Annotated in this window: 22 protein-coding genes and 1 riboswitch; of the genes, 4 read left to right on the top strand and 18 right to left on the bottom strand. The window is 61.0% G+C overall.

All coding sequences use genetic code 11. The features are described from left to right. Positions 1 to 162: 162 nt before the first annotated feature. The 5 genes from fhuB to ACJJVH_RS31425 all read right to left on the bottom strand — a co-directional run bounded on the left by fhuB (position 163) and on the right by ACJJVH_RS31425 (position 7285). A complete protein-coding gene (gene fhuB, locus ACJJVH_RS31445; protein ID WP_412066415.1) occupies positions 163 to 2157 on the bottom strand; it encodes a Fe(3+)-hydroxamate ABC transporter permease FhuB in 1995 nt (664 codons plus the stop codon). Further along, positions 2154 to 3095 carry an ABC transporter substrate-binding protein gene (locus tag ACJJVH_RS31440; protein ID WP_412066414.1) on the bottom strand — a complete coding sequence of 314 codons (942 nt, stop codon included), beginning with the start codon at positions 3093 to 3095 and terminating at the stop codon, positions 2154 to 2156. Before ACJJVH_RS31440 ends, fhuB begins: the two co-directional genes overlap by 4 nt. A gap of 13 nt (positions 3096 to 3108) precedes the next feature. Next, a complete protein-coding gene (locus ACJJVH_RS31435; RefSeq protein WP_412066413.1) occupies positions 3109 to 5523 on the bottom strand; it encodes a TonB-dependent siderophore receptor in 2415 nt (804 codons plus the stop codon). 200 nt (positions 5524 to 5723) lie between these two features. After that, the gene (locus tag ACJJVH_RS31430; RefSeq protein ID WP_412066412.1) at positions 5724 to 6677 is read right to left on the bottom strand and encodes a FecR family protein; all 954 of its coding nucleotides are present in this window, start codon (positions 6675 to 6677) and stop codon (positions 5724 to 5726) included. An 83-nt stretch (positions 6678 to 6760) separates the two neighbouring features. After that, positions 6761 to 7285, bottom strand: a complete 525-nt coding sequence (locus ACJJVH_RS31425) for an RNA polymerase sigma factor (RefSeq protein WP_112802161.1) — start codon at positions 7283 to 7285, stop codon at positions 6761 to 6763. A 373-nt stretch (positions 7286 to 7658) separates the two neighbouring features. On the opposite strand from ACJJVH_RS31425, the gene crcB reads away from it, so the two are divergent. After that, complete coding sequence (crcB, locus tag ACJJVH_RS31420) at positions 7659 to 8087, top strand: fluoride efflux transporter CrcB (RefSeq protein WP_113365863.1); 429 nt, start codon at positions 7659 to 7661, stop codon at positions 8085 to 8087. A 51-nt stretch (positions 8088 to 8138) separates the two neighbouring features. On the opposite strand, the gene ACJJVH_RS31415 is transcribed toward crcB, so the two are convergent. The 9 genes from ACJJVH_RS31415 to ACJJVH_RS31375 form a co-directional block, all read right to left on the bottom strand. Continuing rightward, complete coding sequence (locus tag ACJJVH_RS31415) at positions 8139 to 9977, bottom strand: DUF190 domain-containing protein (RefSeq protein WP_112804339.1); 1839 nt, start codon at positions 9975 to 9977, stop codon at positions 8139 to 8141. An 88-nt stretch (positions 9978 to 10065) separates the two neighbouring features. Next, positions 10066 to 10141, bottom strand: a riboswitch (Fluoride riboswitch). Positions 10142 to 10484: 343 nt separating this feature from the next. Beyond that, complete coding sequence (locus ACJJVH_RS31410; RefSeq protein WP_112804338.1) at positions 10485 to 10688, bottom strand: cold-shock protein; 204 nt, start codon at positions 10686 to 10688, stop codon at positions 10485 to 10487. A 322-nt stretch (positions 10689 to 11010) separates the two neighbouring features. Continuing rightward, the gene (locus ACJJVH_RS31405) at positions 11011 to 11748 is read right to left on the bottom strand and encodes a FadR/GntR family transcriptional regulator (RefSeq protein ID WP_412066411.1); all 738 of its coding nucleotides are present in this window, start codon (positions 11746 to 11748) and stop codon (positions 11011 to 11013) included. Between the two features lie 16 nt (positions 11749 to 11764). Then, the gene (gene yjfF, locus ACJJVH_RS31400) at positions 11765 to 12733 is read right to left on the bottom strand and encodes a galactofuranose ABC transporter, permease protein YjfF (protein ID WP_412066410.1); all 969 of its coding nucleotides are present in this window, start codon (positions 12731 to 12733) and stop codon (positions 11765 to 11767) included. Then, entirely contained in the window at positions 12730 to 13758 is a 1029-nt protein-coding gene (locus tag ACJJVH_RS31395; RefSeq protein WP_412066409.1) for an ABC transporter permease, read from the bottom strand. Before ACJJVH_RS31395 ends, yjfF begins: the two co-directional genes overlap by 4 nt. Continuing rightward, a complete protein-coding gene (ytfR, locus tag ACJJVH_RS31390) occupies positions 13755 to 15278 on the bottom strand; it encodes a galactofuranose ABC transporter, ATP-binding protein YtfR (protein WP_113424207.1) in 1524 nt (507 codons plus the stop codon). Before ytfR ends, ACJJVH_RS31395 begins: the two co-directional genes overlap by 4 nt. 129 nt (positions 15279 to 15407) lie before the next feature. Then, entirely contained in the window at positions 15408 to 16370 is a 963-nt protein-coding gene (ytfQ, locus tag ACJJVH_RS31385) for a galactofuranose ABC transporter, galactofuranose-binding protein YtfQ (protein ID WP_112804290.1), read from the bottom strand. A 294-nt stretch (positions 16371 to 16664) separates the two neighbouring features. After that, positions 16665 to 16829 carry a hypothetical protein gene (locus ACJJVH_RS31380; RefSeq protein ID WP_412066408.1) on the bottom strand — a complete coding sequence of 55 codons (165 nt, stop codon included), beginning with the start codon at positions 16827 to 16829 and terminating at the stop codon, positions 16665 to 16667. A 22-nt stretch (positions 16830 to 16851) separates the two neighbouring features. Further along, positions 16852 to 17466 (bottom strand): glutathione S-transferase, encoded by a 615-nt coding sequence (locus ACJJVH_RS31375; protein WP_412066407.1) that lies wholly within the window; start codon positions 17464 to 17466, stop codon positions 16852 to 16854. 88 nt (positions 17467 to 17554) lie between these two features. Between ACJJVH_RS31375 and ftrA the strand changes: the two genes are divergently transcribed. Further along, positions 17555 to 18550: a transcriptional regulator FtrA gene (gene ftrA / locus ACJJVH_RS31370; protein WP_412066958.1), complete on the top strand. Its 996-nt coding sequence runs from the start codon at positions 17555 to 17557 to the stop codon at positions 18548 to 18550. A 228-nt stretch (positions 18551 to 18778) separates the two neighbouring features. Here ftrA and ACJJVH_RS31365 read toward each other — a convergent pair whose 3' ends face one another. Both ACJJVH_RS31365 and ACJJVH_RS31360 read right to left on the bottom strand, forming a co-directional pair. Next, entirely contained in the window at positions 18779 to 19447 is a 669-nt protein-coding gene (locus ACJJVH_RS31365) for a 4-carboxy-4-hydroxy-2-oxoadipate aldolase/oxaloacetate decarboxylase (protein ID WP_112804297.1), read from the bottom strand. Positions 19448 to 19503: 56 nt separating this feature from the next. Further along, entirely contained in the window at positions 19504 to 20838 is a 1335-nt protein-coding gene (locus ACJJVH_RS31360) for an MFS transporter (RefSeq protein WP_412066406.1), read from the bottom strand. A gap of 229 nt (positions 20839 to 21067) precedes the next feature. Between ACJJVH_RS31360 and ACJJVH_RS31355 the strand changes: the two genes are divergently transcribed. Next, the gene (locus tag ACJJVH_RS31355; protein ID WP_113406279.1) at positions 21068 to 21961 is read left to right on the top strand and encodes a LysR family transcriptional regulator; all 894 of its coding nucleotides are present in this window, start codon (positions 21068 to 21070) and stop codon (positions 21959 to 21961) included. A gap of 74 nt (positions 21962 to 22035) precedes the next feature. Then, positions 22036 to 23100: an SRPBCC family protein gene (locus ACJJVH_RS31350; RefSeq protein ID WP_412066405.1), complete on the top strand. Its 1065-nt coding sequence runs from the start codon at positions 22036 to 22038 to the stop codon at positions 23098 to 23100. A 286-nt stretch (positions 23101 to 23386) separates the two neighbouring features. On the opposite strand, the gene ACJJVH_RS31345 is transcribed toward ACJJVH_RS31350, so the two are convergent. Both ACJJVH_RS31345 and dgoD read right to left on the bottom strand, forming a co-directional pair. Then, entirely contained in the window at positions 23387 to 24163 is a 777-nt protein-coding gene (locus ACJJVH_RS31345; protein ID WP_113386112.1) for an SDR family oxidoreductase, read from the bottom strand. A 9-nt stretch (positions 24164 to 24172) separates the two neighbouring features. Continuing rightward, a complete protein-coding gene (dgoD, locus tag ACJJVH_RS31340; RefSeq protein ID WP_412066404.1) occupies positions 24173 to 25321 on the bottom strand; it encodes a galactonate dehydratase in 1149 nt (382 codons plus the stop codon). Positions 25322 to 25336 lie beyond the last annotated feature (15 nt).

Genomic DNA, 25336 nt, shown 5'->3' with positions numbered 1-25336 from the left:
CAAAGCCCTAGGATTTTATGAGGCTCTTTGTCAAGTCTAGAGCCGGCCATACAGGCACGACGAACGGCCATTGACAGCCGCTCGCGGCAGCACCGGACAGAATGCCGCCAAGTGCTTGCACGGAGCCGGCCGTCGTTGCGAACTGCACCATCGGATCTTCGATCACGGTCTTGCCCGTCGCATCAGGAACAGAAAATAGGGAGCGCCTATGAGCGATGCCATCAAACCCGCGGGGATCTCATAGGGAAAGAGCAGGGTGCGGCCGAGCAGATCCGCTGCCACAAGGATGATCGCACTGACGAGCCCTGCCGCAAAAGCCTGCTCGAGCGGCCGGCGAAGGCCCGCTATGCGGACGATATGCGGCGACATCAATCCGACGAAGCTCAACGGTCCGACGAGCATGGTGGTGACAGCCGTCAGGATCGCAATGGCAAGCATGATGACGATGCCGGAAACGGTGCCGTTGACGCCGATGGCGCGTGCCGGCGAGCTGCCGAGCGGCAGGATGGCGAGCCAGCGCCCAAGCAGGGGAAGCGTAGCGGCCGATAACAGGGCAAAGCCAAAGGCAAGCATGGCGTCGCTTGGGGAGACGCCGGAAATGGAACCGGCCATCCAGACGAGAAAGACACGAATGCGCGGATCCCCGATCGTCAGAAGGAAGGTGAGCGTGCCGCTGAACAGCGTGCTTATGGCGACCCCGGCGAGCAGCAGCCTCTCGGGCGAAAAAGCCGAGCGACGGACAAGGGTTAAGACCAGGGCCAATGCCAAGATGGCACCGGCAGCGCCCGATATCATCTGTGTCGCGCGGTCGGGCTGGGCAAACGCCATCACGGTGACGAGCGCACCGAGACCCGCGCCCGACGATACCCCAAGGACTTCCGGCGAGGCCAGCGGGTTGCCCGTCAAGCGCTGGCTTATCACCCCGGCAACGCCAAGAATGAAGCCCGCCGAGATTGCCGTCAACGCGCGCGGCCAGCGCCAGGAGACGGTGGCCCGGAAATCCGCGCCGACGGCAAGATGCCAATGGCTCGCATCGTGGGTCAGGGCCATGGCGAGGCCGCCGAACACCAGAAGCAGCGCAATCGAAAGGACAAGCATCGGCCAGATGCGCCTGCCTGCTGCGGAATGCTCGCCCGGGCGCGTGGTCGGCATCGACACGAGTCGCGGAAGCAGCCACAGCATAAGGGGAGCGCCGAGAAGCGCGGTAACGGCGCCTGCGGGGATTTCTCCGAAGGAACCCGTCAGCAGTTGCAGCCCCTGATCGACGGCCGAAAGGAGCAGGGCGCCGAAGAGCGAGGACAGCAACAGGCGATGTATCAGCCGACGCACGCCGGCCATGCGGGCGAACGTCGCGCCGGCAAGTCCTACGAAGCCGACTACGCCAATCGTGCTTGTGACCGCTGCACTCAGGAATATGCTTGCAGCCAGCGCCAGCAGCCTGACCCTGACGAGAGAGAGGCCAAGACTGCGCGCGCTTTCATCCTGAAGCTGCAGGATCGTCAGCGGCCTCAGAAGAATTGCGATTGGCAGGACGGAGACAAGGATCTGCACCAGCAGGCGGCGTGCGGGATGCCAGTCGTTTTGGACCAGGGAGCCGGCGTTCCAGATGAACAGGCCCTGAAGGCTGTCGTGATGGAACAGCGCCAGCAGCGTGCCCATGGTGCCGCAAAGCAGGCTGACGATCAGGCCGCCGAGGATCAGGCGGATCGGAGACAGGTTTTCGCGTGTTGCCAGCGCCAGGACGGCGAGCATGGCAAGGCCGGCGCCGGCCATGCCGATCAGGTCCCGGCCAGCGCCCAGCAGGCCGGGCGCAAAGAGCGAGGCGATCGTCAGGGCCAGCGAGGCGCCGCCGGAAACGCCGAGCGTGGCCGGCTCGGCAATCGGATTGCGAAGTACAAGCTGCAAGACGGTGCTGACGAAGCCGAGGCATGCGCCCGCCATCAACGCCATGACGAGCCGCGGCAATGCTGAATAATAGAGGATCGCGGCCTGCAGGTTGCCGGAGGGAGCGAATAGATCGGACCAGGCCGAGACTGGAAACGCGCGGCCGAGATGGAGTGTCGTCGCGGTGATGAAGAGAAGCGCCAAGGCGCCGATCATGACCGGCATCAGGGCAGGGCGGCCGAGCGGCGGCGTGGACCGATGCACAACCGTCATCCGTCGCTTCCCGCCAGCGCGGCGGTCAGCAAGCGGGCGAAGCGTTCGGCCGTCGGCAGGGCGCCGAAGCCCCAGATCAAGGGAAGCTGGTGGACGTCCCCCTTCGCCACCTGCGGCAACTGTCGCCAGAGATCGCTGCTGAACAGACCGTCGGAGGAGGCGCCGTCGGGAGATGCGATCCAGACGATGCGTGCCTGCGAATAGGCGGCGAGCGCATCGACGCCGATCTGCGTGCTGCCCCACAGAAGGGTCGGCGGTTTCGACCAGGCATTTCGAAGGCCGATGCGGCGCATGGCGCTGTCGAACAGGCTGCCGCCGGTAAATACGACGAGATTGGTCGGCGACAGGGCCTGCACCAGCAGGATCGGCCGCTGCTCCTTTGCGGCAAGGCGCTTGGCGCAGTCGGCGAAGCTTCGATCCATGCGCGACAGGAATTCGGAGCCGGCCGCGGGGTTTCCGCAAAGCGATGCAAGGCGAAGCGCTGCGCCGCGCGCGGCTTCGACGGGATCGCCCTTGCCGCGATCGTAAAGCGTAAAGCTTTCGACCGGGGCGAAGCGTTCGAGGACCGGCCGTCCCGCCGCCTGCCATGACTGGATGAGGATCAGATCCGGGTCGATTGCGGAAAGCAGCTCCAGGTTCGGATTGTTCTGAAAGCCGAGATCGATCACGCCAGGCGGTGTGGGTGGGTAGCCGACCATGCGCTCGTAGCCGGCGATTTCGGCAGCGGCGACCGGCTCGATATTCATCGCGTACAGCGTTTCGCTCATCGCCCAGTTCAACGATACGACACGTACCTTCGGCCGCTCGGCATCAGCTGTCGCCAGTGTCGGCAGCGCATAGGCCATTGCCAGCGACGGGAGCGTAAGAAGCAGCGAGCGGCGGGTTTGAGCCCGCCGCTGCGACGCCTCGGCGCCAGGGTATGTCCGATGGTCAGTCAAGCGAGGGCCTGTGCTACCATTTGTATCGCAAGCCTGCGAGCACGAGGCGACCCTGGCCATAGGTGCAATAGGTCATGTCCGTGCAGGTGACATAGGTCTTGTCGAACAGGTTGGTGACGTTGAAGGTCGCGGTCAGCCCCTTCGCCTTCGGGAACTGCTTTTCGAAGTCATATTGCAGGCCGATGTCGAACAGGGTGACGGACGGCACGCTGAACGTGTTGGTGGGATTGCCGAAGCTGCCGCCGACAAAGCGTGTCCCGCCCATGATCTTGAGGCCGGGTGCGACATTGTCAGGCATGTCGTAGGAGAGCCAGAGCGATGCCATGTTCGCCGGGATGCCGGCCGGACGCTTGCCTTGGATGTTGGCCGTCGCCCGGGTGTTTTCGATATCCGTATAGGTGTAGCTGGCGATCGCCTGCAGATCGTCGGTCAGGTAGGCATGCGCTTCCAGCTCCATGCCGCGCGAGCGCACTTCGCCCGTCTGCGTGACCGAGCCCGGGTAAAGGGAGCTCGAAACCTTCACATTCGTTTGCCTCAGGTCGAAAAGCGACGCGGTCACGAAGCTGTCGGAGCCGACGGGCTGGTATTTGACGCCGATCTCGTACTGCTTGCCTTTGGTCGGCTGCAGCGCACTGCCGGTATCGGTCGTTCCCGAAAGCGGCTGGAACGAGGTCGAATAGCTGACATAGGGCGCAAGACCATTGTCGAAGTTGTAGATCAGTCCGACCCGGCCGGTCAGCGCATGGTCGTCCTGATCCGACGCGCTGCCATCCTTATAGGAGACGGTATGCGTGTTTGCCCAGTCCTGGCGAAGGCTTCCGACGAAGGTGGCCTTGCCGAATTCGATCTGATCCTGCGCATAGAGCCCGTATTGCTGCGTGCGCTGCTTGTTCGAGGTGCCGAGCATGAAGTCGGGTGTCGGTATATACTGATAGTATATCGGATCGATGATGCTGAGCGAAGGCGTGCCCGCGCCGCTTGTGCTGCCGTAATAGAGATGATGGTCGTACTGGATGTTCTGGAAATCGAACCCGAAGAGCATCTGATGGCTGAGCGCGCCGGTGTCGAAGGTCGCGATAGCCTGATTGTCGACCGTGATGGCGTCGACGGTGCCGAAATTATTATAGGCGACCCGATTCAGAGCGGTCCCCGATGCATCGTAACTGGAGCCGTCTCCGACGTGATGGATCGTCTGGCTATTATGCAGGTAGCGGAAGTTCTGCTTGACCTGCCACACATCGTTGAAGCGATGTTCGAACGAATAGCCGATGGAGGCTTCTTCCTTCTCGTATTCGTCGAAGCCGGGATCGCCGGTATTGAAGGAACGGGGAATATGCACGAGGCCGGGCAGCACGGTGCCGACCGCGGGTACGTAATTGAAGGTGCCGGCTTCGGGGTCCCGCTGGTAAACGCCCGTTATCGTCAGCTTCGTGTCTTCATCCGGCTTCCAGGTGAGGGCCGGTGCGATGCCGATGCGCTTCTGGTCGACGAAATCGGTCTGCGTGCCGGTCGTCAATCCCGTTGCGGTCAGGCGATAGAAGAGATCGTCATGATCGGCGACGGGGCCGGAAAAGTCGAAACCGCCTTGCACGCGGCCGTAGCTGCCGGTCTGAAAAAAGACCTCGTGCTCGGGCGTTTCCGTCGGCTCCTTGCTGACGACGTTGATGATGCCGCCGGGCGGCGTCTGGCCGTAAAGCACGGAAGCCGGCCCGCGGATGCTCTCGACATGGTCGAAGAGATAGGAGTCGCGCGTCGCGATGTTGAACCCGGTAAAGGGAATTTGCAGCCCGTCGAGATAGGTGGTCGTCTGGAAACCGCGGCTATAGAGATATTCGAGCGAATCCTCGTTGACACCGCGCTGTTCGGCGACGACCCCGGCCGTGTATCGCATGGCCTGCGACACGCTCTGGGCATTCTGATCGGTGATCTGCTGCTTTGTGACGACGCTCACGGAGGCAGGCGTCTTGATCAGCGGCGTGTCGGTTTTCGTGCCGCCGGCGCTTCGCGTCGCTACGTAACCCGTGGTGCCGTCCTGCGATCCCTGAACGACGATGGGCGCAAGCACGGTCGCGCCATTCGCGCCGCCGGCATCGGCGGATTGACCAGTCGCGACGATCGTCACCGTCGAGGCGTTGGTGAAGCGATAGGTCAGGCCTGTTCCGGCCAGCAGTCTGCCGAGTGCCTGCTCAGGGCTGAAGTTGCCCGAAAGGCCGCCGCTCTTGCGCCCCGTGACGAGTTGCGAAGGAAAGAGAAGCTTGAGGCCCGCGCGGTCGGCAAAGGTCGTCAATGCGGAGCCGAGCGGCTGGGCCGGGATGTTGTAGGCGGCGAGCCGGGCGGATCTTGCGGCGGCGTCCTGCGCGTGGGCGGGACCGGCCGCAGCCGTCGCCAGAAGCAGCGCCGCTATTGCCGCCGATCCGAGAAGCCTCATCGACGTCGGTCCCATAAGGCCGTATCCGTTCCCCGATCGCGGTATTCGCATTCTGTACCCCTTCGACTTCGATGCATCTGCGGGGCGTCCCTCTGCCCGGCAGCTTCTATCGGAGAGACGAAGCCTTGGCCGCAAACTTGCAGCAAAAGATGACTGAAAATTTCATATTTCGTATAAATTGCTGATATGCTTGGATTATTTTATACGTGACGGATGATCGTCACCAGCGGCAGCTCGGTAATGCGCACCGGCAGCGTCTGGCGGATCGTGGTCAGGACGGATTCGGAATCCGCCATGTCGAAGACACCGGTCACCGGCAGCTGCTGCAGCGACGATCCCACAAGGACGATCTTGCCGCGGCGGTAACGCTCGACCTCGGCAATGACCTCCGACAGGCGGCGGCCGTTGAACACCAGCTTGCCGCGGCGCCAGGCCGTCTCGATATCGGCGTCGACCTCTTCCGTGGCAAGAATGATGCCGTCGTCGCTGTAGCGCATTCTCTGGTTCATATTGACCGGCATCGGCCGGTCCGAGGTGCCTTCCGTCGTGACGGAAACGCCGCCTTCGAGAACGGTTACAGCCACCTCGTCGGGCCGCATGTCGATATCGAAGACGGTGCCGACAGCCTTCGTCTGCCCGCTTGCCGCGGTTACCAGGAAAGGCCTTGCGCGATCATGGGCGACGGAAAACGTCGCCTGTCCTTCGAAAAGCGAAATCCGGCGCTGGTTGGCGTCGAACCTCGCGGAAAGAGCCGACCGCGCGTTCATCAGCACCGTCGAGCCGTCGGCGAGAACGACCGTTTTGCGTTCGCCGATACCGGTGACATAGTCGGCGAGAAAATTCAGCCGCAGAAATCCGGTCTCCACCAGGCCGCTGCCGATCAATCCGACCGAAGCCGCACCGATAAAGGCCCGCCGCGTCACTTTCGCGCGCCTGTTGCTGCGTTCGGTGCTGCGGACCTCCTTGCCGGCGACGCCGATGCCCTGCCAGATGGCTTCGGCCTCCCTGGCGGCGGCCTCGTTCAGCGGATTGTCGCGCCGCCAATTTGCGAAAGCCTCGCGGTCGGCCTGCGTCGCATGTCCAGAATGGATCCGCACCACCCATTCGATCGCCTGATCGCTGATCGCGTCGTCGATGCCCTTTGCGTCTTCCATGTCCGAATTCGCTCCGTCTCGCAGCCGTCATCTATTAGACGAAGGACGCATGCCGATCTTGCAGCCGGTCATGGGACAAACGTCTAGCCGAGCGCACGAAACGCATCACGGCAATGGCGCAACGATTGCGCGAGGTACTTGGCGACCATGCTTTCCGATACCTTCAGGCGGGCGGCTATGTCGCGGTGGGAAAGACCGTCGCAGCGGCTCATCAGAAGCGCTGCCCGGGCCTTTCCGGGCAGCTCCGTCAGTGCGCTGACAAGAGCCCGCAGCTGGTCGCGGTCGATGACGATCGTCTCCGGCGATGGCGCAAGATCTTCGATGGCGGCGAGAATGGCCTCGTCGGCGGTGCACCGGCCCTGATGACGCCGCTCGCGCCTGATGATGTCGATGGCGATGTTGCCTGCGATCCGCAGAAGGAAAGCCTTCTTGTCGCGCACTGCGGCCGGATTCGTAAGGCCGGCGACCCGAAACCATGTTTCCTGCAGCGCATCCTCTGCGACATCGAGCGAGCCGGTTCGTCTGCGCAGATGCGCGCGCAACGCATGCCACTGGCGCAGATAAATCGCCTGAAGATCGTCGTCGATATCGTCAGCAGCTATATTCATTCGAATGCAGTACGTTTGCAAAAGTAACCGTGAGGATGGCTGCTTTATGAGCAGCCAAATGCTTGCCGCTGACCACCACAGTCCTGATCTGCTGGCGACGCGATAATCTATTAAAATTGGTATATTTTAGTCAAGTTATAGTCTGCGCAGTTGCCGCCCTCATCGGTCGTCGGCGGTCTGGCGTACCATTTTAGACACATTCGCCAGGGGAGGGAGTCAATTTAAACCGCGACGATACGGCGGCCGGCGCTTGTTTCGTCACCGATCGGATTCAACAGTGGCGTCAAGCCTGATATCGTCCCTGCATCTGCCATGCAGCAGGGCGCGCGATATCGCGCGCGGAGTGCGGCCCTCACAGGGAGGATTGGAGAGCATGCCGGTTACGTTATGGGTAGCGATCGGTGGGGCGCTGGGCAGCGTTGCCCGATATTGGGTGGCGCTATGGATGCTGCCGATGAGCCGTGATCTGCCATGGGGAACCATCGTCATCAACATTGTCGGTTCCTTCGCGATCTCGTTTTTCGGGACGCTCACGGTGGAGCATGGCCGCTTTCCCATCTCGGATGTCGGACGGACGTTCTTCATGGTGGGGATTTGCGGAGGGTTTACGACCTTCTCGTCCTTCAGCCTGCAGACGCTGGAGCTTCTCAAGGCCGGAGCGGTGGGCAGGGCGGTTCTGAATATCGCCATCTCCGTCGCGCTCTGCCTCGCATCGGTGACGGCAGGCTATCTCGCGGCCGAACGCCTGAACGGCGGTGTGGACGAGGTGGCGCAGAATGCAATCGAGGAGGAAGCCTCATGACCTCCGTTGAGGCGGAAGCGTGCCGAAACACGCTTCGCCATGTTCCGGTGATCAACCGGCATCCGCGATCGTTTCGTCGTCCTCGCTCTGCGGGATGATCGTCTTTTCGACGAGGTGCAGATTGCTGATGGACCAGTGCTCCAGATGCTTGAAGATGATGACCTTGTCATGCAGCATCCCGCCATGTCTCCGGACGAAATTCTCCAGTTCATGGCGATGACCGATGATTTCGACGCACATCGTCAGCTCCGGATTGCGAATCTCGCTGCCGAAATCCTCCACTTTGCCGTGATTGCTGTAGCCATAATGGGTGTGGTGCGCCACGGCGTTCATCAGCCCGGCGTTCTTCGCTTCGAGGACCAGCTCGCGATAGAGGGGGCGGGAGCTCCAGAGGCTGCGAGCTCCTTTGCTCGGCATCTTTTCGCGGGGCTTCAAATAGATTCTTATCATGCCGACGTCGCTATGGGTCAGCGCATGTGAAAACTGCATTTCCTGATCCTTGATCGATGGAGTTTTGGTTCGAGCGGCCGAGGCTTGCCGCCCGAGGCGGTCAAGCAGGCTTGTCACGGGGGCGGGCCGGCCAATTTCCCGAACCTCCCGGAGCGAGACGTCGGGCGGAATGAGCCCGGCATCGTTTTTGGGAACGCCGATGCGCTGCGACAGGTAGATGCCGGAGTGTCCGCTGAAGACGTATGCGATGAAGCAGGCGGTCGCGATGTAGACCGTGTTGCCTGCACCGAAGAGCTCAAGCCCCATAATGGTGCAGGCAAGCGGGGTATTGGAGGCCGCGGCGAATACCGCCACGAAGCCCAGGCCGGCGAACAGATCGACGGGGGCGCCGATCAGCTGCGCGATGGCGTGGCCGAGAGCCGCGCCGATGAAGAAGAGGGGCGTGACCTCTCCGCCCTTGAAGCCGGCGCTCAGCGTTATGACGGTGAAAACCAGCTTGAGCAGCCAGCTCCAGTAATCGGCCCGCGACGGATCGAAAAAGCCGAGAATTGTCGGATCCGCCGGATTTGGCGACCAGACGCCGAGGCCGAGATAGGAACGCGTTCCAAGGGCGTAGACGAGGCCGATGACCAAAAGGCCGCCGACGACCGGGCGGAAGGGGGCGAACGGAAACAGCCGCTTCCAAAGCGTTTGAAGCCCGTGCGACGTTTCTGCGAATATCTGGCCGATCAGGCCGAATGCGATCCCGGCAACGGCAACCTCGGCGAATAGTTTGATATCGAGTTCGAAAGGGGCGCCCGACCCGAATGCAATGGGATATGCGACATGATGGATGCCCCAGAGATGGCAGACCCAGTCTCCCGTGACGGCCGCAATCAGGCAGGGTATCAGGGCTTCGTACTGGATGCGCCCGACGGTGAGCACTTCGAGGGCGAATACGGCTCCGGCGATCGGCGTGCCGAAGACTGCTCCAAATCCCGCTGCGATGCCTGCCATGAGCATCAGGCGGATTTCCGAGGAATCCAGCCGAAAAGCCTTGCCGACCGCGCTTGCCAGGCTGCCGCCGAGTTGCACCGCCGTCCCCTCGCGTCCGGCCGAGCCGCCGAACAGGTGGGTGAGAACCGTCGAAACGAGGATCAGCGGAGCCATGCGCAGCGGCACGCCTGCGCCCGGTTCATGGATTTGGTCGACGATGAGGTTGTTGCCTCCCTCGGCCGAACGTCCGATCCAGTGATAGACCAGTGCTATGAAGAAGCCGGCGACCGGCAGTGCGAAGAGCAGGAAAGGGTATTCGAAACGAGTTTCGGTGGCTCGATCGAGCGCCCAGAGGAAGAGAGCGCAGAGGGAACCGACGGCTGCAGCCATGGGGATTACCGCGGCAGCCCATTTCAACAAGGTGCCGATCTGCGAAAAACGGCCAGTCAAATAAGCAAACGACATGTCTGTCTCCGAACGCAGTCGGAGAGTTCGCCGTCATCGCTTTTGGGGGCGAATGACAGGCACAGGACTCCCACTGCGAGAAAATCACAGTTGAGTAGGAGTCATCAGCCTGTCAGGGCGGTTTGGTTGCGAAGAACCCGGCAGAATCCATTGCCGGAAACGCACTTACCGCATTGCAGCAGAACTTGTCAACGGCGGCATCGACAAATCTCCCTGCCTATCCGCAACCGATAATCTGAACCGCTTGCCGAACAGGGCGGCAGTCTCGCCGGCAGGGCGGCGGAGCACGATCCCGACATGTCATCGGAGGGGGATGGCCCCCTCGCGACAATCGTACTCGACTTACGGGTCGCAGACGGTTTGTTTGATCGCGGCAACCTATGCGGTTGCCGCGCCTTGCGCTCCTGCACTCCACGCCTGCCGGTCTTGGCCTCGGTGCAAGGTCATTTTCCTGCGCCGGATCGTGGAAGGCATTCAGATGGCGGCGCGGCAGCCGACGCTAGGTCATCAGAGCGGCCTGACGTTTTCCGCCTTGGACTTGCCGGTCTTGCGATCCTGGCCCAGATCGTAGGAAACGGACTGGCCCTCTCTCAGCACGTCGCCGTATTGCAGAGCGGAGACATGGACGAATACGTCAGCTCCGCCGGTTTCCGGCGTAATGAAGCCAAAGCCCTTGTCGGTGTTGAAAAACTTAACTTTGCCTGTCGGCATGAGAATCCTCTTGTTTTGTCGCGTGATCGCGGCGCTAACCTAGCGGTCAGCCTTTGCCAGATCAAGCCGCTATGCTGCTGCACTCGATTGTACGTACTTCGGGATCTACAATATGAAAAGCCCGCTCGGCACACGCCTTTCTATCCTTTGGCACACGCCTTTCTATCCTTTGGCCCGCGCATGTTCAATCCATGCTCTCATGGCGGCCATTGCCGCTCCGGCGCGCGGTGCCTGCCTCCATTGCCTCGCGAAAATGTTCTATCCGCCTAAAATCGCGCCCCGGATCATCCGTTGCTGGTGAAGCCGGGCCGGTCCGGATGCGTCAGGCAGCGGCAAACGCTTCAAGGACGTGACGCCGTCCATCGTTGATGACGAACTCCATCGCCTTGTGCGCCGCCGCGCCGTCGCCCGCGGCGATGGCATCGACGATGGCCATATGCGTATCGGCTATATTGCCAAACCCGTTGCTCGCAGGAGGCGCGCTCATGCGGAACATGCCGACAAGCGCCGCCTCGATAAGCCCGCCGAGCGACCGCATGAACGGATTGCCCGAAGCCTCGGTGATCGCCAGATGGAAATGCAGGTCGGCAACCGCAAGGCTGTCCGGCGTGTGATGCGCAGCCGCCATGGACGCGGCAAGACGGCGAAGCAGGTCGATGTCCTCCCGGCTCGCCCGCTGCGCCACCAGACCCGCCGCGAACGGCTCGAACGCCATGCGTATGTCGTAAAGGTGGAGAAGAAACTCCTTGTTGATGCCGCTCTCGAAGTGCCAGTTGAGCACCTCATTGTCGAACATGTTCCAATGGATCCTCTCGGTGACGCGCGTCCCCACCCGCGCCCGCGGCACCACCAGCCCTTTTGCCGCCAGCGTCTTCATGCTTTCGCGCAGCACCGTGCGCGATACCTTGAAACGCTCCAGAAGCTCGCCGTCGCCCGGAAGGATGCTGCCGATCGGAAAGACGCCGGAAACGATCGCCTTGCCGAGGTCGTCGACCACCTGAGCATGGCTCGTGCGCGACTTTCCACCGGGTTCTCTCGTATCAAGCCATCGGCTGCGCAAACACTCCGTCCTTCCCTCAGGCGTATCGTCGATTGAAACGGGACAGCAGCAGAAGGCCCTTCTGCATCAGAATAAAGGCAAACAGCAGCAAGCCGATCAATATCTTCGTCCACCAGCTGGAAAGCGTTCCATCGAAGGTGATGTAGGTCTGAATCAAGCCCTGTATGAGAATTCCGATGAGTGTCCCTCCGACGAACCCCGCTCCTCCCGTCAGCAACGTTCCGCCGATCACCACGGCAGCGATCGCATCAAGCTCGACACCAACCGTGGCCAGCGAATATCCGGCCGATGTATAGAGCGAAAAAACGATTCCGGATAGACCGGCAAGAAAGCCCGACAGCGCGTAGATCCGGATCGTCGTGCGGCCAACGGGCACGCCCATCAGCTCCGCAGTCTGCACACCGCCCCCCAGCGCATAGACGTTCGCGCCGAACCGCGTGCGTTGCGCCAGCAAAATGCCGCCGGCAAAGACGAGAAGCATGATGCCGCCGATCAGCGTCAGCCGACCGCCACCCGGCATCAGCCAATAGAGATCGTTGAGCCTGGAATAGAAATCGTGCTCGATCGGGATACTGTCGATCGACAGCACGAAAGCGATGCCGCGGGCCAGGAACATGCCGGCGAGCGTCACGATGAAGGGCGGCATGCTGAGATAGTGGATGATCGCACCCATGCCGGCGCCGAAGAGCGTGGTGACTATCAGCACCAGCACAAAGGCGATCAGCGGATGGATCGAGGTATCCCGCAGGATGACTGCCAGGAAAACGCCGGTAAAGGCGATGACCGATCCGATCGACAGATCGATGCCGCCGGAGATGATCACGAATGTCATTCCGACAGCCGCAATTCCCAGAAAAGCATTGTCGGTCAACAGATTACCGATCACTCGCGTTGACAGCATATTCGGATACTGCGTCACGCAGCCGGCATAGGCCAGGATGAAGATGACGATCGTCGCAAGCAGCGGAAGATATTTCGAATTCACTTTGCCTGCTCCTTTTGCACCATCTGCCCGTCGCCCCGGCTGCACTGGAGGAATGTCGTCGCGGACCGCATCGCGGGGGATTGAATGACAAGAATGACGATGACGATCACAGCCTTGATCACCAGATTGAACTCCGGCGGGAAGCCCGAGAGCAGGATGCCTGTGTTGACTGATTGAATGATCATCGCGCCGATCAGCGAGCCGACGATACTGAAGCGGCCGCCGAGCAGTGAGTTGCCGCCGACGACTACGGCGAGGATCGCGTCGAGCTCAAGCCACAGGCCGGCATTGTTGGCGTCGGCGCCCTTGATGTCGGCCGAAATGATGATGCCGGCGATGGAGGCGCAAAGCCCGCTCAAGACATAAGCTGCCACGAGCAGGACCGGGGTCCGGATGCCGGAAAGCGTGCTCGCCCGCCGATTGATGCCGATTGCTTCGACGAGCATGCCAAGCGCCGTGCGCCGGACGAGAAGGATCACGACGAGAGCAACGACGAGCCAGATCACCACGGGCATGGGCAACGCCGCAAAGGATCCGCTTCCAAGGAAGGTGAGCCCGTCATTGTTGAAAGTGAGGATCGTGCCTTCGGTGATCAATTGCGCAATGCCGCGGCCGGCCACCATCAGCACCAGCGTCGCGATGATCGGCTGGATATCGAGCATGGCGACGAGGATGCCATTCCAGAATCCGCAGGCCAGTCCGACGCCGATCGTCAGCAATAGCGTATAGGCCAGCGAATAGCCCGCAACGATCGACGCAGCCGCCACGGCGCCGCAGATTGCGATGACCGCACCGACCGAGAGATCGATCCCCTTGGTGGCGATGACCAGCGTCATGCCGATGGACAGGAGCGCCACCGGCGCGCCGCGGTTGAGCACGTCCACGAGGCTTCCGTACAGTCTCCCGTTTTGAATCTCCAGATGAAAGAAATGTGGGAACATAAGGTAATTCAGCGCGAGGATGGCCGCGAGCGCGATCAGCTGCGGCATCAGGCGAAGCAGGGATGCCCTGATTTGCGAGTTCATGGATTCTCCTGCTTCTTTTGAGCCGTGGCGATGGCCTCGACGATATTTCCGGCCGTTATCTCGTCGCCGGTCAACTCGGCGATGTGTTCGCGATCGCGCAGGACGATGACGCGTGAACTATACGCGACAAGCTCCTCGAGTTCCGACGAGATGACCACCAGGGACATTCCCTGGGCGCAAAGGTCGTCGATCAGTCGAATGATTTCCGCATGGGCGCCGACATCGATGCCGCGGGTCGGCTCGTCCAGGATCAGGAAGCTCGGATTGGTGGCCAGCCATCGCGCGAGGATGGCCTTCTGCTGATTGCCGCCCGAAAGAAGCCGGATGGGCTTTTCCCGGTCGGTCGTACGGATATCCAGTGCCTTGATGTAGCGATCGGCGATAGCGTTCTGCTCGCTGCGTGCAAGGGGTTTGGCCCAACCACGCCGCGCCTGCAGCGCCATGATGATATTCTCTCGAATGGAAAGATCGCCGATAATGCCATCGGTCTTTCGGTCTTCCGGGCAAAAGCCGAAGCCGCTCTTGATCGCGGCACGCGGGCTGGAAAGCGTGATGGTATCGCCTTCTATCGTCGCTTCCCCGCTGTCGGCCCGTTCGACACCGAACAGCAATTCGGCGGTTTCCGTGCGTCCGGACCCAAGCAGGCCGGCAATGCCGACTACCTCACCGACATGCACCTCCATATCGAAAGGCTTGATCTTGCCGCGCTTGCCGAAATTCGTGAACCGATATCTTACCGGACCGCTTTCGGTCTCCTTCTGCTTCGCCGTGCTTTCCGTCTGTGAGAGTTCGCGGCCAAGCATCATGGCGATCAGGGTCTGCCGCGGGAGGCCGTTCGCGTCGCGGGTGCCGACCAGGCGACCGTTGCGAAGAACGGTGATGCGGTCGCAGATCTCGTAAACCTGGTCCAGAAAATGCGTGATGAAGATAATTCCGAGGCCGCGCTGCTTCAATCGCCTGACGATGCCGAACAGCATTTCGACTTCATGGGTATCGAGGCTCGCGGTCGGCTCGTCGAGGATCAGCACCTTACCGGAGAGATCGACGGCACGGGCAATCGCAATCACCTGCTGTATGGCAACCGAGAAGCGGTCGAGCTGGCGGCCGACATCGATGTCCATGCCATACTGCTGCAGCAACTCTCTGGCCATGTTGTTCATCGACCTGCTGCTGACCATGCCGAACCGTTGCGGTTGGCGGCCGAGAAAGAGATTTTCCGCGACACTCAGATTGGGCAGCAGGTTTACTTCCTGATAGACGGTTCCGATGCCGAGCTTTTGCGCCGCCAGCGTATCGTGCGGATCGATCTCGGCCCCGTCGAGGACCAGAGTGCCGGCATCGCGGCGATAGGCGCCGGTCATGCATTTGATCAGCGTGGATTTCCCCGCCCCGTTCTCGCCAAGCAGCGCATGCACCTCGCCGCGCATCAATGTGAAATCGACATGATCGAGAGCGGTCGAACCGGGGAAGTATTTACAAAAGCCTGTCGCTGTTAGAAGTCGCTCGACGTCGTGAGCCATGAAGCGCGAATGTCCCTGCATTGAGCCAATGGGCGAAAACAATTGCCAGCGCATTTTGGTGATGCGCCGGCAATCCCGCACGAGAGTCGCACCGGCGGCGTTGCCGGGCCGGTGCGATCGGCGTTCGTCTTAGTAGCCAAGGTCCTTCTTCTGCTCGTAGACCTTCTGCGGGTCATCGGCCTGGGTATAGAGCTTGGACTCGGTCTGGATCCACTTCGGCGGCTCCTTCTTGGTCTTCAGATAGGCGTCGAGCGCGTCGAAGGCGGGGCCGGCCATGTTCGGCGTCAGCTCCACCGTCGCATTCGCCTCGCCGGCGGCCATGGCCTTGAAGAGGTCCGGAACGGAGTCGACGGAAACGGTCAGAATATCCTTGCCCGGCTTCAGCCCTGCTTCCTTGATCGCCTGGATGGCGCCGACGGCCATGTCGTCATTGTGGGCGTAGAGCGCGCAGATGTTCTTGCCGCCGTTCTCGGCCTTGAGGAAGCTTTCCATGACTTCCTTGCCCTTGGCGCGGGTGAAGTCGCCGGTCTGGCTGCGAACGATCTTCAGATTGTCATGGCCTTTGATGGCTTCCTCGAAGCCCTTCTTGCGCGCGATTGCGGGCGAGGAGCCGGTCGTGCCCTGCAACTCGACGATGTTGCACTTCTTGTCGCCGACCGTTTTAACCAGCCAGTCGCCGGCGACCTTGCCTTCATGGACCTGATCGGAAGTAACTGCGGTCAGATAGAGATCCTGCGGTGCGTTGATCGTGCGATCGAGCAGGATAACCGGGATATTGGCTTCCTTGGCTTCCTTCAGGACAGAATCCCAGCCCGTCTCGACGACCGGTGCCAGCAGGATCGCATCGACGCCCTGAGCGATGAAGGAGCGGATAGCCTTGATCTGGTTTTCCTGCTTCTGCTGGGCGTCAGCGAATTTGAGATCGATGCCGCGCTTTGACGCTTCCTGTTTCGTCAGCGTCGTCTCGGCGGCGCGCCAGCCCGACTCCGAACCAATCTGCGAGAAGCCAACGACGAGTTGCTTCGCGGATGCGGACGTAAACATGCAGGCAGCAAGAATCGTGGCACTGATCAGTGCAGTCTTAAACTTCATGATTTCCTCCCAAAGGCCATCTCGTTCGGCCTGCGAAGCAAAAAATCATATAGTAATACTTTTGTAAATCAGTAATCGTTGATGCAGCGCAGCAAACCTATGTGGCCATCGCGAACAACCTCCGGATAGCGCGCCTTCTGGCGCTGCGGGAGCGGCGTTGCGGCCGTGCACGAGGCTCAGGCAGAGGTCTTTGGTTGACGGGATTCCGGTGAGTGAAAGGCAGGGATGCGAAAACGTCCTTGCGGCTGTCGGGGCGGCCGCGATCAAGCTGGCGGCTTGTCGCGCCATCCGGATTCACATGGTCAATTCGGGCGAAGCCGCAATCGTGAAAATCGAGAGGATGCCGGGATCGACGGTATTCCCGCGAGCCATGCCGCCATCCCTCGGCGGTTCGAGAACATTGCCGGCGTCATAGACGGTATCGAGGTTTTCTCGATGCCAGGGAAAGTGGCGCTGCACGGCAGGAGCTGTCTTTACGGCTTCATTTGAAAGGGCATGCGAGGAACGCGGCCGTTTGCTCTGAACGCGATGACAGGGCCGCAAGATTTGGATGAGCTTCGGGGTCCAGGCTTTCGGGTAGCATTTCCCGAGTGAAGCGAAAGGCGACGGCTGTGGTAATGTCGGCCTGAAGGGCCGATTCACCGCAAAGCCAGGGACCGGCGGCCTGCGCTTCTTCCTCCAGCAGGCGGTAGGCCGCGCCGAGCTGTCCCTGCACGCGGGCAAGCCAAGGCTGATGCCGTTTTTCTTCCGGGCGGAGATTGTTTTCATAGACGATCTGAACGGTCTTTTCACACGCTGCCAGAGCCAGGCCGACAATCCTCTGGGCGCGCGTGAAAAGGTGCGCCTCCTCGGGCACAAGTCGCCGCTCGGCGGGAGCAAGCCGTTCCGCATATTCGAGGATCAACGTCGAATCCAATAAGACAATCCTGTCGTCCGTCACCAGAGTTGGTGCTTTCACCACCGGATTGATCGCGGCGAAAACATCGTAGGTCGAGAAGACCGACAAGGATTCATGCTCGAACGGCAGGCCGAGGACGTTGAGGGAGATGGCCACCCGGCGAACATAGGGAGAGTCGTACATTCCAATCAGCTTCATGTTCATTTCCTTGCAACGCGTTCTGGCGGGAGCTTACCGCGGCGGCGGCATCTTGCTAGTGGCAGGAAATGCCACTATCGAAAGGATCATGACAAAAACATCTGGCCCTCTTGTCGCGATCCTTGTTTATGACGGGCTTTGCACCTTCGAATTCGGGTGCGCCTTTGAGGTCTTCGGGTTAACGCGACCGGAGATGGGGCCGAACTGGTATCGCTGCGTGACGGTAGCCGCAGAATCCGGTGTGCTGCGAGCAGCAGGCGGCTTATTTGTCGAGGCAAGCCGAAGCCTGCCTGCACTCATGGAGGCGGATACGATCATCCTGCCGGGTTGGCGCGGCCCCGATGCACGGGCGCCGACGCCGCTTGTGCAGGCGCTGCGCGCCGCCAACGGCGCAGGAAAAAGGATTGTTGCCATTTGTGGCGGGGCTTTCGTGTTGGCTCAGGCCGGGCTTCTCGAAGGGCGGCGCGCAACCACCCATTGGCACCATCTGCAAAAGTTGGCGGATCGTTATCCGGGCGTCGGCGTCGATCCGCAGGCGCTCTATATCGACGCGGGGGATATCCTGACTTCGGCGGGAAGCGCAGCGGGGCTTGATCTGTGCTTGCATGTCGTGCGGCTGGATTTCGGCGCGAAGGTTGCCAACAGCGTGGCGCGCCGGCTGGTCATCTCCGCGCATCGCGATGGCGGACAGGCTCAATTCGTGGAACGCGCCATTCCCTTGCCCGCGGGTACGCACGTCGGAGGGGTGATGGATCGAATCCGGGAGCGCTTGTCAGACGATTGGACGGTGGACCGGATGGCGGCCGTGGCGCATGTCAGCCCTCGCAGCTTGCACAGGCACTTCCACAAGATGACCGGCATGGCTCCGGGAGAATGGCTGCAGCATGAACGGCTGTCCGCCGCGCGGGATCTGCTGGAAGAGACGACGCTTTCCGTCAAGGCGATAGCCGCCCGGGTGGGATTGCGGTCCGACGTCAATTTCCGGCAAGTCTTTCGTCAGGCAACGGGGTTGACACCCACAGACTATCGAAACCGGTTTCATACGAGGGAGACGGCTTCGACACGCCTTACCATTCAGGGCTGACGACCGCACAAGCCCAGCTGCATGCGACCATCCGATTTCGCCGGTCGCCGCTTTTCTTCGTCATGGTTCCATGCGGCTGATGGATCGCCGATATCGCCGCCGGCAGCTTTGGCAGGAACTCCTCCCACATCCGGTTTTCCGGACCGAAAGCGGTGGCGGCTCTGCCGAAACAAGAACCGCCGCCCTGTCGCGGCGATCCTGTTCTTCGGTAATGCTAGTTCCCGTTGGTCAGTCTTCCCAGACGCAGCCCTTCGCCCGCATCATCGCGTAGCGGTCTTCGATGTCCATTTTCCCCTGGCGGTGAAGTGCCATCATGTGGTTTTCGTGCCGGTCTCGCTCTTCGCAGGCGGCAATCAGCTTTGCGATGTCTTTCTCGCGGACGACGACGACGCCATCGTCATCGGCGGAAATTATGTCTCCGGGCGTAATGAGCTCTCCGCCCACCACGACGGGATGGTTGACGGTGCCGAGGGTGTCCTTCGAGGTTCCTTTCATGCACAGGCCGAGCGAGAAGACCGGAAAACCGATCTCGCGCAACCCACGGCCGTCGCGTACGCCGGCGTTGATGACCAGGCCGGCGATGCCGCGGCCGATGCAGGCGGCGGCGAGAACGTCGCCGAAGCCGCCCTGGTTCGGATTGTCGCCGCCATCGACGACGAGAACATCCCCGGGCTTGGCAAGGTTGATCGCTTCGAAGATCATCAGATTGTCGCCGATATGGCATCCGGCGGTGATCGCCGGGCCGCAAACCCTCAGTCCGGGCTTGATCGGCTTGATTCTGCAATCGAGCGCTCCCAGCTTGCCTTGCGCTTCGTGAATCGTGGCGGGACTGAAGCTGCTCAGAGCTTCGACATCGGATTTCGAGGGACGCTCGAAACTGCGGCGGACATGCGGCATGGACATTTACCTTTCGGCTTCTTTGTGGATCGGGATAAAAATCGGTGGGCTGCGGCTCAACCGGTCTTGCCGGATGCGGGGAACGGCTGTGCAAGGCCCGCATCCTCGGGGTTCAATTGCGCGGCGACGATCGGGCCGGTTGGAACGAACCAATAGATCGCGGCCGATACCACCGAGATCGATGCGCCGATGATCAGCGGCATCGAGAAGGACCCCGTGGCTTCCACCGCAAGGCCGGTGACGGCCGGGGCGATTGCGCCGCCGATATAGCCGAAGCAGTTCTGGATTCCGCCGAACGATGCCAGGCAGTTCTCAGGCACGGCGTTGGCCGCGACAAGCCATGAGCATGTCCCGGAAAGCTGGCTGAAGAACATCGCGCAACTGATCCAGACGGTGGCCATCACGACATCGCTCGATTGGGCCGTCAGCACGGTAAAGCCCGCCAGCCCGAGCAGTCCGGCAATGAATACCAGCCGGCCGCTATCCATCGCGGAGACATTGAAACGGGCGATGACATCGGCGATCCAGCCGGCAAAGAGACTGCCGACCGTGGCGCATGCAAAGGGTATGGCGACGAGAAGCCCGGTCTTGCCGATGCTCATATGATAGGTCATCTCAAGATAGGCGGGCAGCCATGTCGCATAGATGCCCGACATATAGGATGTGCCGAAAACACCGAGGAACAGACCCCAGCTCGTGCGGAAGCCAAACAGCTTGCGCCATAGGCTGAAGGTCATGCTCTCGCCGCCGGACACCGGATCGCCTTCCGTCAGGATGGCGCGCTCTTCCGGTAAAAGGGATACATCGTCCGGCTCGCGGTACGTCAGAAACCAGACAAGCGCGCTGATGAAGCCGACGCCGCCCATGAGGATGAACATCCATCGCCAGCCGGCCAGCACCATCAGGGCGGTCAGGACAGGCGCGGCGATAGCCTGGCCGAAATGGTTGGCGCCCGTGAAAATTCCCATGGCCGTTCCGCGCTGGCGAATGCCGAACCATCGCTTTATGACTTTCGTGCCCGCCGGCATGCTCGGCCCCTCGCCGATGCCGAGGAGAAAGCGCAATATCCAGAGCTGGGACATTCCGGTCGCCAGGCCGGACACGCATTGTGCCAGGGACCAAAGCGTGACTCCGGCTCCGAGCAGACGGCGTGGCCCCAGCCGATCGATGATCAGTCCCAGGGGAAGCTGGGCCAGCGCATATGTGAGTGGGAAAGCCGACAGCAGGAAACCCATCTGTGGCAATGAAATACCCAGATCCTCCCGAATGAGCGGATTCGCGATGGAGATCGTCGCCCGGTCCATATAATTTATCATGCCAATGACGGCGAGCTGCGACACGATTCCAAGCTGGATGGATCGCAGGCGTGCGGATGACCGCCCATCGCTCATGGTTTAGTTCCTCCCTCTGCCTGTAGCACTCGGCGAAACCCTCCAGTTGTCGCCTTGCCCCGCATGTTCAAACGGCGCGCGAGGGAAAACAAATACGGATTCTTGAAGCAAACTATAAAAAAGTTGTATAGCTCGGCTGCGCGCCGCGCTTCGGGTCTTCGTCTTGACGCATGCCGTCATTGCGAAACCGCCGCACATTTTCGCGCGGTATGCTTCAACGGGATTCTTGATGCTGGATCTTCATCGACTGAGATATTTCGTCGCCGTCATGGACTGCGGATCGATTTCCGCCGCCTCCAAGCGCGTCAATGCCGCCCAGCCGGCGCTCAGCTACCACATGAGCGAACTTGAACGCCTGACGGGCCTCAAGCTTTTCGATCGGCTGCCGCGCGGGATTTCTCCGACCCCCGACGGTTTGTTTCTCCTGGAGCACGCAAGAAGCCTTTTACAGGCCGTCGACCATGTCGAGCAGGCAATTTCGGCAAGAAGCCACAGATCAGTTCAAGCGCGTGTCAGATTGGGAATGATCCCGTCTCTGGCCGCGACCTACGCCCCCGAGATCATAGCCGCCTGGTCCCGGGCTTTTCCTCAAAGCGAGCTGCATGTATTCGAGGCTCGAACGGCCGACTGCAGCCGGATGCTTGCTCAATCCGAACTCGATATAGCGATCCATGTCGGTACGGGAAAAGAAGATGCTTCCTGCGTATTGTTTACCGAGAAACTCTACCTCATCTCGGGAAAGCCTCTTCCCCAAGCCATCGGCAATGCCATGCCGCTTGAGGCGCTTTCCGGCATAGACCTGATCTTGCCGGCAAAGAGCAATCCGATAAGGGTGGTGATAGACAAGGCATTCAGGGCCAGGCGAATAAATCCGAACATCCTTATGGAAATCGACGGGCAGGATACCGTAAAGAGGGCAGTCGAAGAGGGCATCGCGGCTTCGATCATGTCCTGGAACGGCGTGAGAAAGGAATGCAACAGCAATATGCTGCTGGCATATGCGATAACGGAACCCGATATTCATCGGTCTATCGTTCTGTCGACCGCAAGCCAGTTCGATCAGCGGCTTGTCGGGCAATTGAAGGACATAATGCGGAATATTGTGAATGTTGACAGGGAATAGCGTCGATCTTGAAGACGGCGCGAGGCGGAGGAAGATTGCTTGCCGTTGCCGCAAACGATGCATGAGGCACGCCGATGTCGTCTGAACCCGCGCAGCCAGGCGACCGGCCATCTATTACCGAGCGCTTGATGTTCGCCGTTCCCGCGGCGCTCTTTTATGGAACGATCCTCTACTTCCTGATCTGGATGCCTTCGGGGGAGAGCCTCCCCTTCCTGTCGGGCCTCGTTCTCTTTCCCATGGCGATCACCGGCACCGCGACGATTTTGGCCGATCCGCGCGGAGAAGGAAGCCTGTGGCGCCACATCAAGATCGGCTGGATCTGCATCACGCTCTTTATCGTGCTGTCAATGGTGCTCATGAGGGAGGCTGGCATCTGCGTCGTGATGGCCGCACCGTTCTTTTATGTCGGCTCGGCGTTGGGGTCCCTGATTTCCAGGCTGTTGCTCCGCAAGCTGCGATCGCGATCGATTGCGTCATGCCTCGTCATTCTTCCGCTTGTCGGCCTCCCTGCGGAGCCGCTTGTTCCGGCCCCCGAGCATGAAGGCCAGGTTCAGACCGTCATCGATATCGATGCGCCGCCGGAAATCGTCTGGAAAAACACCGTCGAAATTCCCGATGTCTCTTCCCGCGAGCTGCAATGGACTTTCAGCCACAATGTCGTCGGCGTTCCCAAGCCGGTCGATGCGCGGCTGGAGGGGCAAGGTATCGGGGCCATCCGTCATCTGCGCTGGACACGAGGGGTGACGTTCGAGGAAATCGTGACTGATTGGCAGCCCGACCGATATCTTTCGTGGAATTTCCGGTTCGGGCCGCATTCCATCCCCGAGGCGGTTGAAGGGCATATCAAGGTCGACAGCTCCTATCTGAAGCTGGCCGGTGGCGACTATCGCCTGGACCCTTTGCCCAATGGCGGGACACGGCTGACCTTGACTACCCGATACGTCATCGCGACGCCGATCAACAGCTATTGCGATTGGTGGGGACGCATCTTCCTGAACGATTTTCACGGCACGGTGTTGAACGTCATCCGCCATCGCGCCGAAGCCCAGGCGAAGGGATCGGGCGCGGCGGCCTCGGCTCCGAATCTCATTCACGATCCGGTAGCCGACAGCCCGGCCGGCCGGCCAGTTGCCATGTGATCATGTCGCCGGCGACTGATTTCCTGCAAATGAAGCCGCGCCGCAGTCTCCGACGGCGGTGCTCCTGCGATAGCGAGCGGACCCGGAACTGGAAAAGTTCTACTTAGAGGTCGCTCTCATCGATCAGCCAAGAGGGGCATTGTGTCCGGAAGAGAGCGATAGGCCAAGGCGGATGCGCGGATCACCTTCTACGCGGGCAGGCCTTGCCCGGCGCCCCCCCAGGCCCATCGTGCAGCCGCTGAGTCCACACCTCGATACGGCCGGCGGGATCGGCCTCGGGTGCTTTTCAGGGGTGCTGTTGCACGCTCAATCCGCCATCGATGGTGAGGCAGGTCGCGTTCATGAAGGGGCATTCGTCGGAAATCATGAAGACTGCGGCAAGCGCGATCTCTTCAGGCGAGGCGATACGGCCACCGGGATGCAGCTTCATCGTCTCTGCCCTTGCCGCTTCCGGATCCGGAAAGCTATTCCAGTAGTCGATTACTTTTTGCGTTGCCACATAGCCGGGAGCCAAAGCATTCACTCTGACGCCTCTGGCCGCATATTCCAAGCCCAGCGATTTCGTCATGCCAAGCAGCGCATGCTTGGCAAGCGGGTAGGGGAAGGTGTGCGGAATGATGGTGAATGCGTGTGTCGAGGCGATGTTGAGAATGGCACCGCCGCCTTGCTCGATAAGGCCGGGAAGAACCGCCTTGCAGCAGTTCCACGCACCCTTGAGGTTGATGTCGAAACAGCGCTGCCATTCAGCGTCGGAAGTTGCCAGCGGCTCGGCGAAGACATTCACACCGGCATTGTTGATCAGCGCATTCAAAGGGCCGAGTTCGTCACCGGCCCGGCGAACGGCGGAGGCGACCTGCGCCGCGTCAACGATATCGACGATCTGATGGCCGATATTGGCACCTCCAGCCTTCAGCGTCTCGGCTTCGTGGGCCAGCCTCTCGCCGTCGATATCGACGAGAAAGAGGCTGGCGCCTTCGGCGACGCAAGCCTTCGCTATCGCGAGGCCTATGCCCTGCGCCGCGCCCGTTACGAGGATGCGCTTGTTGGAAAGACGGTTCACCATGACAATCTCCTACCACTCGGCAACGCTGCCGTCCTCGTGACGCCAGACGGGATTGCGCCAGCGGTGGCCTTCCCTTGCGCGCTCGATGACATAGGCTTCGTCGACCTCGATGCCGAGGCCGGGACCCTGCGGGATCGATACGAAGCCGTCGGCATAGCGGAACACCTCCTTGTTGGAGATGTAGTCCAGAATATCGTTGCCCTTGTTGTAATGGATGCCGAGGCTCTGTTCCTGGATGAAGGCATTGTAGCTGACGGCGTCGACCTGCAGGCAGGCGGCAAGCGCGATGGGGCCGAGCGGACAATGCGGGGCGAGCGCCACGTCATAGGCTTCGGCCATGGCGGCGATCTTGCGGCATTCGGTGATGCCGCCGGCATGAGAAAGATCGGGCTGGAGAATGTCGACATAGCCGTCCGCCAGCACGGACTTGAAGTCCCAGCGCGAATAGAGGCGTTCGCCAAGCGCGATCGGCGTCGAGCAATGGTTGGCGATTTCCTTCAATGCCTCGCGGTTTTCGGAGAGGACGGGCTCCTCGATGAACATCAGCTTGTAGGGCTCCAGCTCCTTGGCGAGCACCTTGGCCATCGGCCGGTGGACGCGACCGTGGAAATCGGCGCCAATTCCCACATGAGGTCCGACGGCTTCCCGCACGGCCGCGACATTCGCGATGATGGCCTCGATCTTTTCATGCGTATCAACGATCTGAAGCTCTTCGGCCCCGTTCATCTTGATCGCCTTGAAGCCACGCTCGACAACCTCCCTGGCGTTGTCGGCGACGTCGGAGGGGCGGTCGCCGCCGATCCAGGAATAGACCTTGATCCGGTCGCGCACCTGGCCGCCGAGCAGCGAATGGATCGGCTGGCCGAGCGCCTTGCCCTTGATGTCCCACAGCGCCTGGTCGATGCCGGCAAGCGCCGACATGTGGATGGCGCCGCCGCGATAGAAGCCGGCGCGGTACATGACCGTCCAGTGATCCTCGATCAGGAACGGGTCCTTGCCGATCAGGTAGTCCTCCAGCTCATGCACCGCCGCCTGCACGGTCAGCGCCCGGCCCTCGACCACGGGCTCGCCCCAGCCGGTGATGCCTTCGTCGGTTTCGATCTTCAGGAACATCCAGCGCGGAGGAACGATGTAGGTCGTCAGTTTGGTGATCTTCATGGGAATGCATCCAGT

This window comes from Rhizobium sp. SYY.PMSO (assembly GCF_046840415.1).
Classification (GTDB): domain Bacteria; phylum Pseudomonadota; class Alphaproteobacteria; order Rhizobiales; family Rhizobiaceae; genus Rhizobium.
The sequence above is the reverse complement of the archived record's forward strand: the minus strand, read 5'-3'. Positions and strand labels throughout refer to the sequence as shown.